The following is a 13,661-nucleotide window of genomic DNA, read 5'->3' as shown; positions in this document are numbered from 1 at the left end:
CCTTTTTATTGGCCGCCGCCGATATCGCCGTGCTTTCACGTCATTTCATCACATTGTTTTTACAATAAAACAATACTAGCCTCACATTTCTTCGCCGCCCGGCTTCTCTTCCCGTCTAAAACTCCTATTTTTAAGCTGTTATTCATTACTTATACCAACATCTCTGTTCGTTTCCTGCACAGCAAGGAGTTGTTTACCATGAAGAACGTCAAGTCCGGAATTATCTGGCTGGTGGTGGCGTTGGTCGGAGCCGGCGCGTTTGCCATGCTGGCGCTCAGCCGCGGCGAACACGTCAATGCAGTCTGGCTGGTGGTGGCGTCCGTCGCCTGTTACAGCATCGCCTATCGCTTCTACAGCCTGTTTATCGCCAAAAAGGTGTTTGAACTGGATGACCGCCGGCTGACGCCCGCCGAACGGCACAATGACGGCCTGGATTACGTGCCCACCAACAAGTGGGTGCTGTTCGGCCACCACTTTGCCGCCATCGCCGGCGCCGGCCCGCTGGTGGGGCCGATACTGGCCGCACAGATGGGCTTCCTGCCCGGCACCATCTGGATCCTGATCGGCGTGATGCTGGCCGGCGCGGTGCAGGATTTTCTGGTGCTGTTTATCTCAACCCGCCGCGACGGCCGTTCGCTGGGGGAAATGGCCAAACAGGAACTGGGGGCCTTCGCCGGGGTGATAACCATGCTCGGGGCGCTGGGCGTGATGATTATTATCCTGTCGGCGCTGGCGCTGGTGGTGGTCAAAGCGCTGGCGGACAGCCCGTGGGGGCTGTTCACCATCGCCGCAACCATTCCTATCGCGCTGTTTATGGGCATTTACATGCGCTTTATTCGCCCCGGTAAAATCGCCGAAATCTCGCTGATCGGCTTTGTACTGATGCTGCTGGCGATTATCTACGGCGGCAACGTGGCGCAGCACCCTTACTGGGGGCCGTTCTTTACCCTGCACGGCACCACGCTGACCTGGGTGCTGGTGATTTACGGCTTTGTCGCGTCGGTGCTACCGGTCTGGCTGCTGCTGGCGCCACGCGACTATCTGTCGACCTTTATGAAGATCGGCGTCATTATCGGTTTGGCGGTGGGCATCGTGTTCGCCATGCCGGAGCTGAAAATGCCGGCGGTATCGCGCTTTATTGACGGCAGCGGCCCGGTGTTCTCCGGCGCGCTGTTCCCGTTCCTGTTTATCACCATCGCCTGCGGCGCCATTTCCGGCTTCCATGCGCTGGTATCCAGCGGCACCACGCCGAAACTGGTGGAGCGCGAAAGCCACATGCGCTTTATCGGCTACGGCGCGATGCTGATGGAGTCCTTCGTCGCCATTATGGCGCTGATCTGCGCCTCGGTGCTGGACCCCGGCGTCTACTTCGCCATGAACTCGCCGGCGGCGCTGATCGGCACCACGGTGGAAAACGCGTCGCAGGTGATCAACGGCTGGGGCTTTGTGGTAACGCCGGAAACGCTGTCGCTGATCGCCCGGGAAGTGGGCGAAAACTCGGTGCTGTCGCGCGCCGGCGGCGCGCCGACCTTTGCCGTCGGCATGGCGCATATTATCAGCGAGGTGTTCAACAGCCGCGCGATGATGGCCTTCTGGTACCACTTCGCCATTCTGTTCGAGGCGCTGTTTATTCTGACCGCCGTCGACGCCGGCACCCGCGCCTGCCGCTTTATGGTGCAGGATCTGGTGGGCGTGGCGGTTCCGCGTCTGGCGAATAACCGCTCCTGGTTCGGCAACCTGGCCGGCACCACCGTAGCGGTGGCCGGCTGGGGGTTCTTCGTCTATCAGGGGGTGATCGACCCGCTCGGCGGCATCAACACCCTGTGGCCGCTGTTCGGCATCGGCAACCAGATGCTGGCCTCGATGGCGCTGATCCTCGGCACCGTGGTGCTGTTCAAAATGAAGAAGCAGCGCTACGCCTGGGTCACCATCGTGCCCACCGTCTGGCTGTTCGTCACTTCGATGACCGCCGGCTGGCAGAAGATTTTCCATGAAAAGCCAAGCATCGGCTTCCTGGCGCAGGCAAACAAGTTCTCTGCCGGCATCGAGCACGGCGAGATTATCGCGCCGGCCAAAACGCTGCAGGATATGCAGACCATCGTGTTCAGCAACCAGATTAACGCCGCGCTCTGCGGGTTCTTTATGCTGGTTGCCGTCACCATGCTGATTTCGGCCTTCTTCGTGATCCGCCGCGCGCTGCGCTCCAATACGCCGACGGTGCAGGAAAGCCCGGTAACGCTGCGGGAGGAGAGCCGCCAGGCCTGAAGCCTGCAGCAAAGACGGTTTCCGTAACGGAATAAGCATTGCCGTCGACGCACGGCAATGCTTTCCGCCTCAACACCGCACGCATGGGGATGACGGCGTGGGCATTACCCGCTACTCTATGCCGCAGTTTGCCTTAACCCGTTATCCAGGAAGCCGTTTATGTCCCACGCTGAATACAATCGCATTGGCGGTTGGCTGTTGGCCCCCATGGCCTATCTGATCGTCACCCTGCTCAGCGCCACCCTGATGCTGGCGCTGTACGCGATGGCGATTATCACCCCAGAGTCGCGCGAATATCTGCTGACCAACGCGCAGGCCTTCACGCTGCAGTGGTACTTTTCCGTGCTGACAACGCTGGCAATGTGGGTCTTTACCCTGTGGCTGCTGTGGCTGTTCTGCCACCGTTCGCACCGCTTTCCCAAACTGTTTCTGGTGTGGCTGCTGATCACCGTGCTGCTGGCGATCAAATCCTTCGCCTTCGCGCCGATTCCCGACGAAGTGGCGGTGCGCAGCCTGGGCTGGCCGCTGCTGATGGCGGCGATTTTTGTCCCTTATCTGCGTCGCTCGCAGCGGGTGAAACAGACTTTTACCGAATAATTTCAGCAGGAAACGCACGATTCGAACGGTAATTCGTGCGTTTTTTGACCAAAACAGAACGAAAAGGTATGATCCCTGCGATTCATAGGTTGTCGTTCTACCGCTGATTTCCGATAATAAGCGGCTTTTCTTTTTTTAGGCGTTGCAATGACCGAATACCTGCTTCTTTTTGTCGGCACCGTGCTGGTGAACAACTTTGTCCTGGTGAAGTTTCTTGGCCTCTGCCCGTTTATGGGCGTCTCCAAGAAGCTGGAGAGCGCCATCGGCATGGGCATGGCGACCACCTTTGTAATGACCATGGCGTCTATCAGCTCCTGGGTGATCAACACCTTTATTCTGGTGCCGCTCGATCTGATTTACCTGCGGACGCTGGCGTTTATCCTGGTAATCGCCGTGGTGGTGCAGTTCACCGAAATGGTGGTGCGTAAAACCAGCCCGGCGCTGTACCGTCTGTTAGGCATCTTCCTGCCGCTGATTACCACCAACTGCGCGGTGCTCGGCGTGGCGCTGCTCAATATCAACCTGGGCTACAACTTCCTGCAGTCCGCCGTCTACGGCTTTAGCGCCGCGGCGGGCTTTTCGCTGGTGATGGTGCTGTTCGCCGCCATCCGTGAACGTCTGGCGGTTGCCGATGTACCTGCGCCGTTCCGCGGTTCGTCCATCGCGCTGATCACCGCCGGGCTGATGTCTCTGGCCTTTATGGGCTTTACCGGTCTGGTGAAATTCTAATGAGCGCGTTGTGGATTGCCGTTGCGGCATTAAGCGCCCTCGGGCTGCTGTTTGGCGTGGTGCTCGGTTTTGCCGCGCGCCGTTTTGAGGTGGAAGAAGACCCGGTTGCCGAGCAGATCGATGAGATCCTGCCGCAGAGCCAGTGCGGCCAGTGCGGTTATCCCGGCTGCCGCCCCTACGCCGAGGCGGTCGCCAACGGCGAGATGATCAACAAATGCGCTCCGGGCGGCGAGCAGGTTATGCTGAAACTGGCCGAACTGCTCAACGTCGAGCCTCAGCCGCTGGACGGCGGTGAGGAAGTCGCCCAGCCGGTGCGTAAAGTGGCGTTTATCGATGAAGCCAACTGCATCGGCTGCACCAAATGTATTCAGGCCTGCCCGGTAGACGCCATCGTCGGCGCCACCCGCGCCATGCACACCGTTATTGCCGATCAGTGCACCGGCTGCGATCTGTGCGTCGCGCCGTGCCCGACCGACTGTATTGAAATGATCCCGGTCGCCGCCACCACCGCCAATTGGAAATGGGATATGAAGACCATCCCGGTGCAAGTCATTCACGTGGAGCAACATGTTTAATCTGTTCACCGCCTTTAAAAAAGATCGCATTTGGGATTTCGACGGCGGGATCCATCCACCTGAAATGAAGACGCAGTCCAGCGGCGCGCCGCTGCGCACGGCACCGCTGCCCGACACCTTTATCATCCCGCTGCAGCAGCACCTGGGGCCGGAAGGCGAACTGCTGGTGCAGGCCGGCGACAGCGTACTGAAAGGCCAGCCGCTGACCATGGGCCGCGGCCGTACCCTGCCGGTACATGCCCCCACCTCCGGCACGGTGATCGCCATCAAACCGCATATCACCGCCCACCCGTCCGGGCTGGCCGAACTGTGCGTGATTATCCGTCCTGACGGCGAAGACCGCTGGTGTGAACGTCAGCCGGCGGCCGACTATCGCAAGTTGGACGCCGACGAGCTGCTCCGGCGCATCCATCAGGCCGGTATTGCCGGCCTGGGCGGCGCCGGTTTCCCGACCGCCAGCAAACTGCAGGGCGGCGCCCACGGCGTCGAAACGCTGATCCTCAACGCCGCCGAGTGCGAGCCTTATATCACCGCCGACGACCGCCTGATGCGCGAGTGCGCGGAAGAAATTCTGCAGGGCACCGATATCCTGCGTCATCTGCTGCAGCCTAAAACCACGCTGATCGGCATCGAAGACAATAAACCGGAGGCCATCGCCGCTCTTAAAGAAGCGCTACGCGCGCATCCGGGCATCGGTCTGCGGGTGATCCCGACCAAATACCCTTCCGGCGGCGCCAAGCAGCTGACCAAGATTCTGACCGGCAAAGAAGTGCCGCATGGCAAACACTCTTCCGCCATCGGCGTGCTGATGCAGAACGTCGGCACCGCCTTCGCCATTAAACGCGCCATCGTCGACGGCGAACCGTTAATCGAACGCGTGGTGACGCTGACCGGCGAGGCGCTGAGCCAGCCGGGTAACCTGTGGGCGCGCATCGGCACCCCGGTGGAGCATCTGCTGAAATTCGCCGGTTTCCGGCCGCAAAGCCAGCAGATGGTGGTGATGGGCGGCCCGCTGATGGGCTTCACCCTGCCCGCGCTCAACGTGCCGATCGTGAAAATCAGCAACTGCCTGCTGGCGCCGACCGTGGATGAAATGGCGCCGCAGGAGCCGGAACAGTCCTGCATCCGCTGCGGACTGTGCGTCGACGCCTGCCCGGCCGGGCTGCTGCCACAGCAGCTGTACTGGTTCAGTCGCGGCCAGGAGCACGACAAGGCGCGCCAGCATAATCTGTTTGACTGTATCGAGTGCGGGGCCTGCGCCTATGTGTGCCCGAGCAATATCCCGCTGGTGCAGTATTACCGCCAGGAAAAGGCGGAAATCAAGGCGATCGATCAGGAAGCGGCGCGCGCCGCCGAAGCCAAAGCGCGCTACGAAGCCAAACAGGCGCGTATGGAACGTGAGAAACTGGCGCGTGAAGAGCGCCACAAGAAGGCGGCGGTCAAGTTGACCGATAACGACCAAAGCGCCGTTCAGGCGGCGCTGGCGCGCGTACGCAGTAAAAACGATGCGGCGACCGGTGAAGTACAACCGGGCGCTACGCCGGATAACAGCGCCGCCATCGCCGCCCGCGAGGCGCGCAAAGCGCAGGCGCGGGAACGCAAAGCGCAGCAGCAGACGGTTGACGTGCCTGCGGTTGACGCCGCTGAGACTGACGATCCGCGTAAAGCTGCCGTTGCCGCCGCGTTGGCGCGGGTAAAAGCCAAGAAAGCCGCCCAGCAGGCCGACGATGCACCGGCTGAAACCCCGGTGCCTGCCGCAGCGGACAGCGATGCCGATCCGCGCAAGGCCGCCGTTGCTGCCGCTATCGCCCGCGCCAAAGCCAAGAAGGCTGCACAGCAGGCCGACGATGCACCGGCTGAAACCCCGGCGCCTACCGCAGCGGACAGCGATGCCGATCCGCGCAAAGCCGCCGTTGCTGCCGCTATCGCCCGCGCCAAAGCCAAGAAAGCCGCCCAGCAGGCCGACGATGCACCGGCTGAAACCCCGGCGCCTGCCGCAGCGGACAGCGATGCCGATCCGCGCAAGGCCGCCGTTGCCGCCGCTATCGCCCGCGCCAAAGCCAAGAAGGCTGCACAGCAGGCCGAGGATGAGCCGACTGAAACCCCGGCGCCTGCCGCAGCGGACAGCGATGTCGATCCGCGCAAGGCCGCCGTTGCCGCCGCCATCGCCCGCGCCAAAGCCAAGAAGGCTGCACAGCAGGCCGACAGCGCGCCGGCTGAAACCACGGCGCCTGCCGCAGCGGACAGCGATGCCGATCCGCGCAAGGCCGCCGTTGCCGCCGCTATCGCCCGCGTGAAGGCCAAGAAGGCTGCACAGCAGGCCGACGATACACCGGTTGAAACCCCGGCACCTGCCGCAGCGGACAGCGATGCCGATCCGCGCAAGGCCGCCGTTGCCGCCGCTATCGCCCGTGTGAAGGCTAAAAAAGCCGCTCAGCAACCGGACGTCGCACCGGCTGAAACGCCGGCCCCTGCCGCAGCGGATAGCGATGCCGATCCGCGCAAGGCCGCCGTCGCTGCCGCCATCGCCCGTGTGAAGGCCAAAAAAGCCGCTCAGCAGGCAGAAACGGAAAAACAGTCCTGACCAAAACGCCTCGCGTAGCGCGAGGCGTTTTTACTTCGTCGCATACACAAGATAGAGGGTAGAGAAAAGATCGTGAAGGTGCGGGGTTCCCCACGCGGCGTACGCAACCCTGAGTAAACGGATTGCCAGCCGGCGTGTGAAATTAGTCGATAGAAATCAGGTAGGTATAGTCAACGTCAATCTGACGCAGTTTAGCATCCATTTGCCATTCGTTAATCTCGATAATCTCCATCTCCACGCTGCCCTTCACGTCATGACGCAAACCCGGCATCACATGAGTGCTCAGGTAGGCAAAAAACTGGATGCACTCTTTGGCCGAGCCCTTATGGGTTATTGAGATATATTCCCGCGGCGGCAGCGTAATATTGTCGGTATGATGACCGGACACAATATCCTTACGGTGCTGCGCCTCGACCGCCATCGAATGGATGCCAGAACAAAGCCCCTCATGTTGCAGCCGGGCGGAGTAGATGCTGTAAACCTTGCGGCAGCCGACGTCCAGCCCCTTGAAAAAGTCGTTGAAGATTTCATCTTTCATCGCCATGCAGGAGTCGTGCTCAATCTCTTGTTCTTCAAAATCCAGCTGGCGTGAAAAACCGACCAGCTGCATTTCCGGCAGCGTCAGCCGTTTGACTTCCGGGTAGTAGCCTTTGTCATACTGCGCCTCGAAGCTAAAGCGCGGCATCAGATTTTTTACGTCCCATTTTTCCATGGAACGGTAGCGGTTTGGCGTGGTGCCAAAGCGCTGTTTAAACATGCGGGTAAACGTTTGTTGTGAATCGAAGCCCAGTTCGTCAGAGATATCGATAATTGAGCGGTGGGTAATGCGCAGGGCCACCGCCGCGCGGGTCAGGATACGCGAGCGGATATAGGTCGCCAGCTGAATGCCGGTGATGCGCTTGAATTTACGTTGCAGATGCCATTTGGAGTAACCGGAGATGCGTGCCACTTCATCCAGGTTCGGGCGTGTTTCCAGATGTATTTCAACCCACTCGATCAGCTCTTCAATAAAAAATATGTCTTCATTCGTCATTATTATCAATTCACTAACTTAGTAAGACTCGGGATAGTAACCTGTATACATTATATCATGGTTGATATTTTGTGCGAAAAAATGTACCCAAAATAACATGTTAGGATTGTGGGATTAGGTTCTGCGCGATTTTATACTGCGCCCCCGTATTGTCTAGGATTAAGCTAACGCAAAACGTTGCTGAATAAAACCACAGTATGGCATGAATAATGCGAAAAATGGCGGCCAAACGCCCCGTGTCCTGATCATTGCTGCGGCGTTTTTGCGCTGGGAACAGGTTTTAAAATCCACGCTGAAATATCGCGTAAAGCATTCTCCTCCCCGGTGCAACGCCCTCGGCGGCACAGGGCCTCAGCCCTGGATACGGCCGAAAGAAATGAAAAACAATGTGACAGATAATAGTGATAGCGCGCTGTTCAATGTAAACTACGCCGGTTCTGTTCATTCGGCAGGAAGCCGCACGGCCGGATACCGGGCTTTCTGACAACGCCATCGCGTTGAGAGCCCCCATATTTTACCCGCGCGCAGGCACCGCTCCACACTCGGCGGCCCTGCGGGATATGAATTTAAGTCGTTGTTTTTACATTAAACTGACGGCAAGTTATTGATAAAGTAATCCTGTCATAATGGCGGGACAAACAGGTGTAGTGACTCTATGAAGTTTAGGCCGGTAAAACAGTCTGCCACCAAAGGCTTACATATCGCCAGTTCCCCTTTTACCCACAATCAGCAGAGTACCAGCCGCATTATGCTCTGGGTGATGCTGGCGTGCATTCCGGGGCTGGGCGCGCAAATCTGGTTCTTCGGCTATGGTTCTCTCGTACAGACGGCGCTGGCAATGGCCACCGCCCTGCTGGCGGAAGGCACCGTGCTGGCATTGCGCAAACAGCCGGTGCGCGCCCGACTGGCCGACAACTCTGCCCTGCTCACCGCCCTGCTGCTCGGCATCAGCCTGCCGCCGCTGGCGCCGTGGTGGATGGCCGTTATCGGCACGCTGTTCGCCATCGTGATCGCCAAGCATCTGTACGGCGGCCTGGGACAAAACCCGTTCAACCCGGCGATGGTCGGCTACGTGGTACTATTGATCTCCTTCCCGGTACAGATGACCAGTTGGCTGCCGCCGGAAGCGCTGCGCGCCGAAGGGTTACCGTTTCACGATGTGCTGCTGAGTATTTTCAGCGGCCAGACCAGCCAGGGACTCTCCCTACACCAGCTGCAACTGGGCGTTGACGGCGTCAGCCAGGCCACGCCGCTGGACGGCTTCAAAACCGGCCTGCGCAGCGGCCATTCGGTAGAACAGGTGCTGCAGACGCCGATATTCGGCGGCGCGCTGGCCGGCATCGGCTGGCAGTGGGTGAACCTCGGTTTCCTCGCCGGCGGGCTGTTTATGCTGGGACGCAAGCTGATTCACTGGCAGATTCCGTTCAGCATGCTGGCCGCCATCGCGCTGTGCTCTGCCCTCGCCTGGCAGCTTGACCCGGCGCATCAGGCGTCACCGCTGATCCATCTGTTCTCCGGCGCCACCATGCTCGGCGCGTTCTTTATCGCCACCGATCCGGTCAGCGCCTCCACCACGCCGAAAGGCCGCCTGATCTACGGCGCGCTGATCGGCGTGCTGGTCTGGCTGATCCGCGTTTACGGCGGCTATCCGGACGGCGTGGCCTTCGCGGTACTGCTGGCCAATATCACCGTGCCGCTGATCGATCACTACACGCAGCCGCGTGTTTACGGCCATCGCTAAGGAGCCATCATGCTAAAATCAATGCGCAAGCATGGCACCACGCTGGCCTTGTTCGCCGCAGCCACCACCGGTATGACCGCGGTGGTCAATGCGTTAACCCAGAAAACCATCGCCCATCAGGCAGCGCTGCAGCAAAAAACGCTGCTCGATCAGGTGCTGCCGCCTGAACATTACGATAATGATATGCAGACGGAGTGCTATCTGGTCAGCGATCCGGCGCTGGGTGACACGGCCGCACACCGGCTGTATCTGGCGCGCAAACAGGCCAAACCGGTGGGCGCCGCGCTGGAAACCACTGCGCCGGACGGCTACTCCGGCGCGATAAAACTGCTGGTCGGCGCTGATTTCAGCGGCACCGTCTTCGGCAGCCGGGTGGTTGAACACCATGAAACGCCGGGCCTGGGTGATAAAATCGAGCTGCGCCTCAGCAACTGGATCACCTTCTTCAGCAACCAGAAGATCGAAGGGCCGGATGATAAGCGCTGGGCGGTGAAAAAGGACGGCGGTATGTTTGACCAGTTCACCGGCGCCACCATCACGCCGCGCGCGGTAGTCAACGCCGTGCGCCGTACCGCGCTGTATATGGAGACGCTGCCGACTAAACTTGACCACTTACCTGCCTGTGGAGCAGCCAATGAGTGAAGCAAAAGAGTTAATGATTCAGGGGTTGTGGAAGAACAACTCCGCGCTGGTGCAGCTGCTGGGGCTGTGCCCACTGCTGGCGGTGACCTCCACCGCCACCAACGCCCTCGGCCTCGGGCTGGCGACCACGCTGGTGCTGATGATCACCAACGGCTCAATCTCCGCCCTGCGGCGGCTGGTGCCGAGTGAAGTGCGCATCCCGATCTATGTGATGATTATCGCCGCCGCGGTCAGCATCGTGCAGATGTTGATCAACGCCTATGCCTTCGGCCTGTACCAGTCGCTGGGGATTTTTATTCCGCTGATCGTCACCAACTGCATCGTGGTCGGCCGCGCCGAAGCGGTCGCCGCCAGAAAACCGGTCAACCTGGCGCTGATCGACGGCCTGTTTATCGGCCTGGGCGCCACCGGCGCGATGTTCGTGCTCGGTTCAATGCGTGAGCTGATCGGCAACGGGACGCTGTTTGACGGCGCCGATATGCTGCTGGGCAACTGGGCCAAGGTGCTGCGTATTGAAGTGGTGCATTTCGACAGCCCGCTACTGCTGGCGATGCTGCCGCCGGGCGCCTTTATCGGCCTCGGGCTGATGCTGGCGGCGAAATATGTGATTGATGAGAAGATGAAAGCGCGCAAGGCGCAGGCAATCGCCGACGCGGCGCCGGAGCACGGAGAGCCAGAGAAAGCCTCATGAATAAACAAAAACGCCTGGAAATACTGACCCGGCTGCGTGACAACAACCCGCACCCCACCACCGAGCTGACATTCAGCACGCCGTTTGAGTTGCTGATCGCCGTGCTGCTGTCGGCGCAGGCCACCGACGTCAGCGTCAACAAGGCCACCGCCAAGCTGTATCCGGTAGCCAATACGCCGGCGGCCATGCTGGCGTTGGGCGTGGACGGCGTTAAAGAGTACATCAAGACCATCGGCCTGTTTAACAGCAAGGCGGAGAATGTGATTAAGACCTGCCGCATTCTGCTGGAACAGCACGACGGCGAGGTGCCGGAAGATCGCGCGGCGCTGGAAGCACTGCCCGGCGTCGGCCGTAAAACCGCCAACGTGGTGCTGAATACCGCCTTCGGCTGGCCGACCATCGCCGTCGATACCCATATTTTCCGCGTCAGCAACCGCACCGGCTTCGCACCGGGCAAAAATGTCGACCAGGTTGAAGAGAAGCTGCTGAAGGTGGTGCCGGCCGCGTTCAAGGTCGACTGCCACCACTGGCTGATTCTGCACGGGCGCTATACCTGCATCGCGCGTAAGCCGCGCTGCGGTTCCTGCCTGATTGAAGACCTGTGCGAATATAAAGAAAAAGTCTACCCAGACGCCTGATCTGCCGCCGGGCGCATACCACGTCCGGCCTCTCCCTATTGACGCCTCTTTTTTATCAAAAATGTGATATTGCGCAGCATTAACCTCGGCAAGATCGTGGATTTCCGCAGAATCTGATATTCCACTTAATTTCAAGCGAAAAATTAGCATAAAATTGCGGCCTGTATCACGATTCAGATTAAACAATGCATTCACAACTTGGCTACAAGTTTTGCGAGATTTCTATAATTCCGCAAAACAAGCGATATGCATGACATTGCAACAGATTATCACCCACACCCATTGATATGGTCTAAAAAAAATCCAAATAGCAGAACATATCACTAGATGCGGCTTGGATATCTTTTAAACAAAACAAAAGCTCGGCAAATCAAAAAAACTCAAACGTTAATTCTGCATAACATTTGCAACATAGTTGTTTCCCTGCCTCGTCGTTATATGTAACCGAATATGACAAAGAGCTTGCCAGGTTGACAAAGATAGTGAACATTAACCGCCGTCATCCCATCTTATAACAACGCAGAAGGATGCTTTCGGCATCACCTTTTGTATTTTCCTGTCACTTATGACGGGTTGTGAAAAATCGAGGTACTTGTGTCAACAGCAAACAACAAACACCCGGAAGACATCAGCCTTAATGCTTTTAAGCAGCCGAAAGCATTCTACCTGATCTTCTCTATCGAACTCTGGGAACGCTTCGGCTACTACGGCCTGCAGGGCATCATGGCGGTGTATCTGGTCAAGATGCTCGGCCTGAGCGAAGCCGACTCCATCACCCTGTTCTCCTCGTTCAGCGCCCTGGTCTATGGCTTTGTCGCCATCGGCGGCTGGCTGGGGGATAAAGTGCTCGGCACCAAACGCGTCATCGTGCTGGGAGCGCTGGTGCTGGCGGCCGGTTATGCCATGGTGGCCTACTCCGGCCACGATATTTTCTGGGTTTACCTCGGTATGGCGGCCATCGCCGTCGGCAGCGGCCTGTTCAAGGCCAACCCGTCCTCGCTGCTGTCCACCTGCTATGAGAAAGATGACCCGCGCCTGGACGGCGCCTTCACCATGTATTACATGTCGGTGAACATCGGTTCCTTTATGTCGATGCTGGCTACCCCGTGGCTGGCGGCCAAATATGGCTGGAGCGTCGCCTTCTCCCTGAGCGTGGTCGGTATGCTGATCACTCTGGTCAACTTTATGATGTGCAAGAAGTGGGTGAAGCAGCACGGCTCCAAGCCGGACTTCAAGCCGCTGCACCTGCCGAAGCTGCTGATGGTGCTGGTAGGCATCGTGGCGCTGATCGCCATCTCCACCTGGCTGCTGCACAACCAGACGATCGCCCGCTGGGCGCTGGCGATTATCTCTGCCGGCATCGTGCTGGTGTTCGCCAAAGAGACCTTCACCATGCAGGGCGCCGCGCGCCGCAAGATGATCGTCGCCTTCCTGCTGATGCTGGAAGCGGTGGTGTTCTTCGTGCTGTATGCCCAGATGCCGACCTCGCTGAACTTCTTTGCGATCCATAACGTGGAGCACAGCATTCTGAGCATTCCTTTTGAACCGGAACAGTATCAGGCGCTGAACCCGTTCTGGATCATGGTGGCCAGCCCGATTCTGGCGGCCCTGTACAATAAAATGGGCGACCGCCTGCCGATGCCGCACAAATTCGCCTTCGGCATGATCCTGTGTTCCGGCGCTTTCCTGGTGCTGCCTTGGGGCGCCAGCTTCGCTAACGACGCCGGTATCGTATCCGTTAACTGGCTGATTCTGAGCTACGCGCTGCAGAGCATCGGCGAGCTGATGATTTCCGGCCTGGGTCTGGCGATGGTGGCGCAGCTGGTGCCACAGCGTCTGATGGGCTTTATCATGGGCTCCTGGTTCCTGACCACCGCCGCCGCCGCGCTGATCGCCGGTAAAGTGGCCGGTCTGACCGCAACGCCGGCCGGCGAGCTTAACGACGCTCACGCTTCACTGGCGGTTTACAGCCACGTCTTCCTGCAGATCGGCATCGCGACCGGGGTGATCGCCATCCTGATGATGCTGACCGCGCCGAAGCTGCACCGCATGACGCTGGACAACCCCGAGGACGCCACGCAGAAAGCGCCGGCGACCTCCGCCAGCCACTGATTGCTCCTGATGCACAAAAAAGCCGGTCAACTGACCGGCTTTTTTTATGCTGTC

At 59.1% G+C, this 13,661-nt stretch carries 12 protein-coding genes; 11 read left to right on the top strand and 1 reads right to left on the bottom strand.

The features are described 5' to 3' along the window. The first annotated feature begins 198 nt into the window (after positions 1-198). From CLM71_RS10990 to rsxC, 5 genes are all read left to right on the top strand, one after another. A complete protein-coding gene (locus CLM71_RS10990) occupies positions 199-2,265 on the top strand; it encodes a carbon starvation CstA family protein (protein ID WP_105231032.1) in 2,067 nt (688 codons plus the stop codon). Between the two features lie 159 nt (positions 2,266-2,424). Next, the gene (locus CLM71_RS10985) at positions 2,425-2,862 is read left to right on the top strand and encodes a DUF2569 domain-containing protein (RefSeq protein WP_105231031.1); all 438 of its coding nucleotides are present in this window, start codon (positions 2,425-2,427) and stop codon (positions 2,860-2,862) included. A gap of 147 nt (positions 2,863-3,009) precedes the next feature. Continuing rightward, on the top strand, positions 3,010-3,591 hold the full coding sequence (rsxA, locus tag CLM71_RS10980) for an electron transport complex subunit RsxA (RefSeq protein ID WP_015672219.1): 582 nt from the start codon (positions 3,010-3,012) through the stop codon (positions 3,589-3,591). Beyond that, positions 3,591-4,166 carry an electron transport complex subunit RsxB gene (rsxB, locus tag CLM71_RS10975; RefSeq protein WP_105231030.1) on the top strand — a complete coding sequence of 192 codons (576 nt, stop codon included), beginning with the start codon at positions 3,591-3,593 and terminating at the stop codon, positions 4,164-4,166. Before rsxA ends, rsxB begins: the two co-directional genes overlap by 1 nt. Continuing rightward, positions 4,159-6,750: an electron transport complex subunit RsxC gene (gene rsxC / locus CLM71_RS10970; RefSeq protein ID WP_105231029.1), complete on the top strand. Its 2,592-nt coding sequence runs from the start codon at positions 4,159-4,161 to the stop codon at positions 6,748-6,750. The genes rsxB and rsxC overlap by 8 nt, the downstream gene beginning before the upstream one ends. Before the next feature lie 142 nt (positions 6,751-6,892). Here the strand turns inward: rsxC and CLM71_RS10965 are convergent, their stop codons facing one another. Beyond that, positions 6,893-7,783 carry a helix-turn-helix domain-containing protein gene (locus tag CLM71_RS10965; RefSeq protein WP_105231028.1) on the bottom strand — a complete coding sequence of 297 codons (891 nt, stop codon included), beginning with the start codon at positions 7,781-7,783 and terminating at the stop codon, positions 6,893-6,895. A gap of 202 nt (positions 7,784-7,985) precedes the next feature. Here CLM71_RS10965 and CLM71_RS23950 point away from each other — a divergent pair, with 202 nt between their 5' ends. The 6 genes from CLM71_RS23950 to dtpA all read left to right on the top strand — a co-directional run bounded on the left by CLM71_RS23950 (position 7,986) and on the right by dtpA (position 13,607). Then, positions 7,986-8,267 carry a hypothetical protein gene (locus tag CLM71_RS23950; RefSeq protein ID WP_145961126.1) on the top strand — a complete coding sequence of 94 codons (282 nt, stop codon included), beginning with the start codon at positions 7,986-7,988 and terminating at the stop codon, positions 8,265-8,267. A 171-nt stretch (positions 8,268-8,438) separates the two neighbouring features. Next, positions 8,439-9,524: an electron transport complex subunit RsxD gene (rsxD, locus tag CLM71_RS10960; protein WP_105231027.1), complete on the top strand. Its 1,086-nt coding sequence runs from the start codon at positions 8,439-8,441 to the stop codon at positions 9,522-9,524. Positions 9,525-9,533: 9 nt separating this feature from the next. Continuing rightward, positions 9,534-10,166, top strand: a complete 633-nt coding sequence (gene rsxG, locus CLM71_RS10955; RefSeq protein WP_105231026.1) for an electron transport complex subunit RsxG — start codon at positions 9,534-9,536, stop codon at positions 10,164-10,166. Beyond that, positions 10,159-10,857, top strand: coding sequence for an electron transport complex subunit E (locus CLM71_RS10950; protein ID WP_105231025.1), 699 nt, complete (start codon positions 10,159-10,161; stop codon positions 10,855-10,857). Before rsxG ends, CLM71_RS10950 begins: the two co-directional genes overlap by 8 nt. Beyond that, positions 10,854-11,495 (top strand): endonuclease III, encoded by a 642-nt coding sequence (gene nth / locus CLM71_RS10945; protein ID WP_105231024.1) that lies wholly within the window; start codon positions 10,854-10,856, stop codon positions 11,493-11,495. Before CLM71_RS10950 ends, nth begins: the two co-directional genes overlap by 4 nt. 594 nt (positions 11,496-12,089) lie before the next feature. Continuing rightward, a complete protein-coding gene (gene dtpA, locus CLM71_RS10940) occupies positions 12,090-13,607 on the top strand; it encodes a dipeptide/tripeptide permease DtpA (RefSeq protein ID WP_105231023.1) in 1,518 nt (505 codons plus the stop codon). Positions 13,608-13,661 lie beyond the last annotated feature (54 nt).

This window comes from Serratia sp. MYb239 (assembly GCF_002966855.1).
GTDB classification, from domain to species: domain Bacteria; phylum Pseudomonadota; class Gammaproteobacteria; order Enterobacterales; family Enterobacteriaceae; genus Serratia_B; species Serratia_B rhizosphaerae.
This window is presented reverse-complemented; position numbering and strand designations above follow the sequence as displayed.

Bases quoted from the DNA above. Each gene is read 5' to 3' on its own strand.
- CLM71_RS10990 (WP_105231032.1), top strand. From the start codon at position 199: ATGAAGAACGTCAAGTCCGGAATTATCTGGCTGGTGGTGGCGTTGGTC.
- CLM71_RS10985 (WP_105231031.1), top strand. From the start codon at position 2,425: ATGTCCCACGCTGAATACAATCGCATTGGCGGTTGGCTGTTGGCCCCC.
- rsxA (WP_015672219.1), top strand. From the start codon at position 3,010: ATGACCGAATACCTGCTTCTTTTTGTCGGCACCGTGCTGGTGAACAAC.
- rsxB (WP_105231030.1), top strand. From the start codon at position 3,591: ATGAGCGCGTTGTGGATTGCCGTTGCGGCATTAAGCGCCCTCGGGCTG.
- rsxC (WP_105231029.1), top strand. From the start codon at position 4,159: ATGTTTAATCTGTTCACCGCCTTTAAAAAAGATCGCATTTGGGATTTC.
- CLM71_RS10965 (WP_105231028.1), bottom strand. From the start codon at position 7,783: ATGACGAATGAAGACATATTTTTTATTGAAGAGCTGATCGAGTGGGTT.
- CLM71_RS23950 (WP_145961126.1), top strand. From the start codon at position 7,986: ATGAATAATGCGAAAAATGGCGGCCAAACGCCCCGTGTCCTGATCATT.
- rsxD (WP_105231027.1), top strand. From the start codon at position 8,439: ATGAAGTTTAGGCCGGTAAAACAGTCTGCCACCAAAGGCTTACATATC.
- rsxG (WP_105231026.1), top strand. From the start codon at position 9,534: ATGCTAAAATCAATGCGCAAGCATGGCACCACGCTGGCCTTGTTCGCC.
- CLM71_RS10950 (WP_105231025.1), top strand. From the start codon at position 10,159: ATGAGTGAAGCAAAAGAGTTAATGATTCAGGGGTTGTGGAAGAACAAC.
- nth (WP_105231024.1), top strand. From the start codon at position 10,854: ATGAATAAACAAAAACGCCTGGAAATACTGACCCGGCTGCGTGACAAC.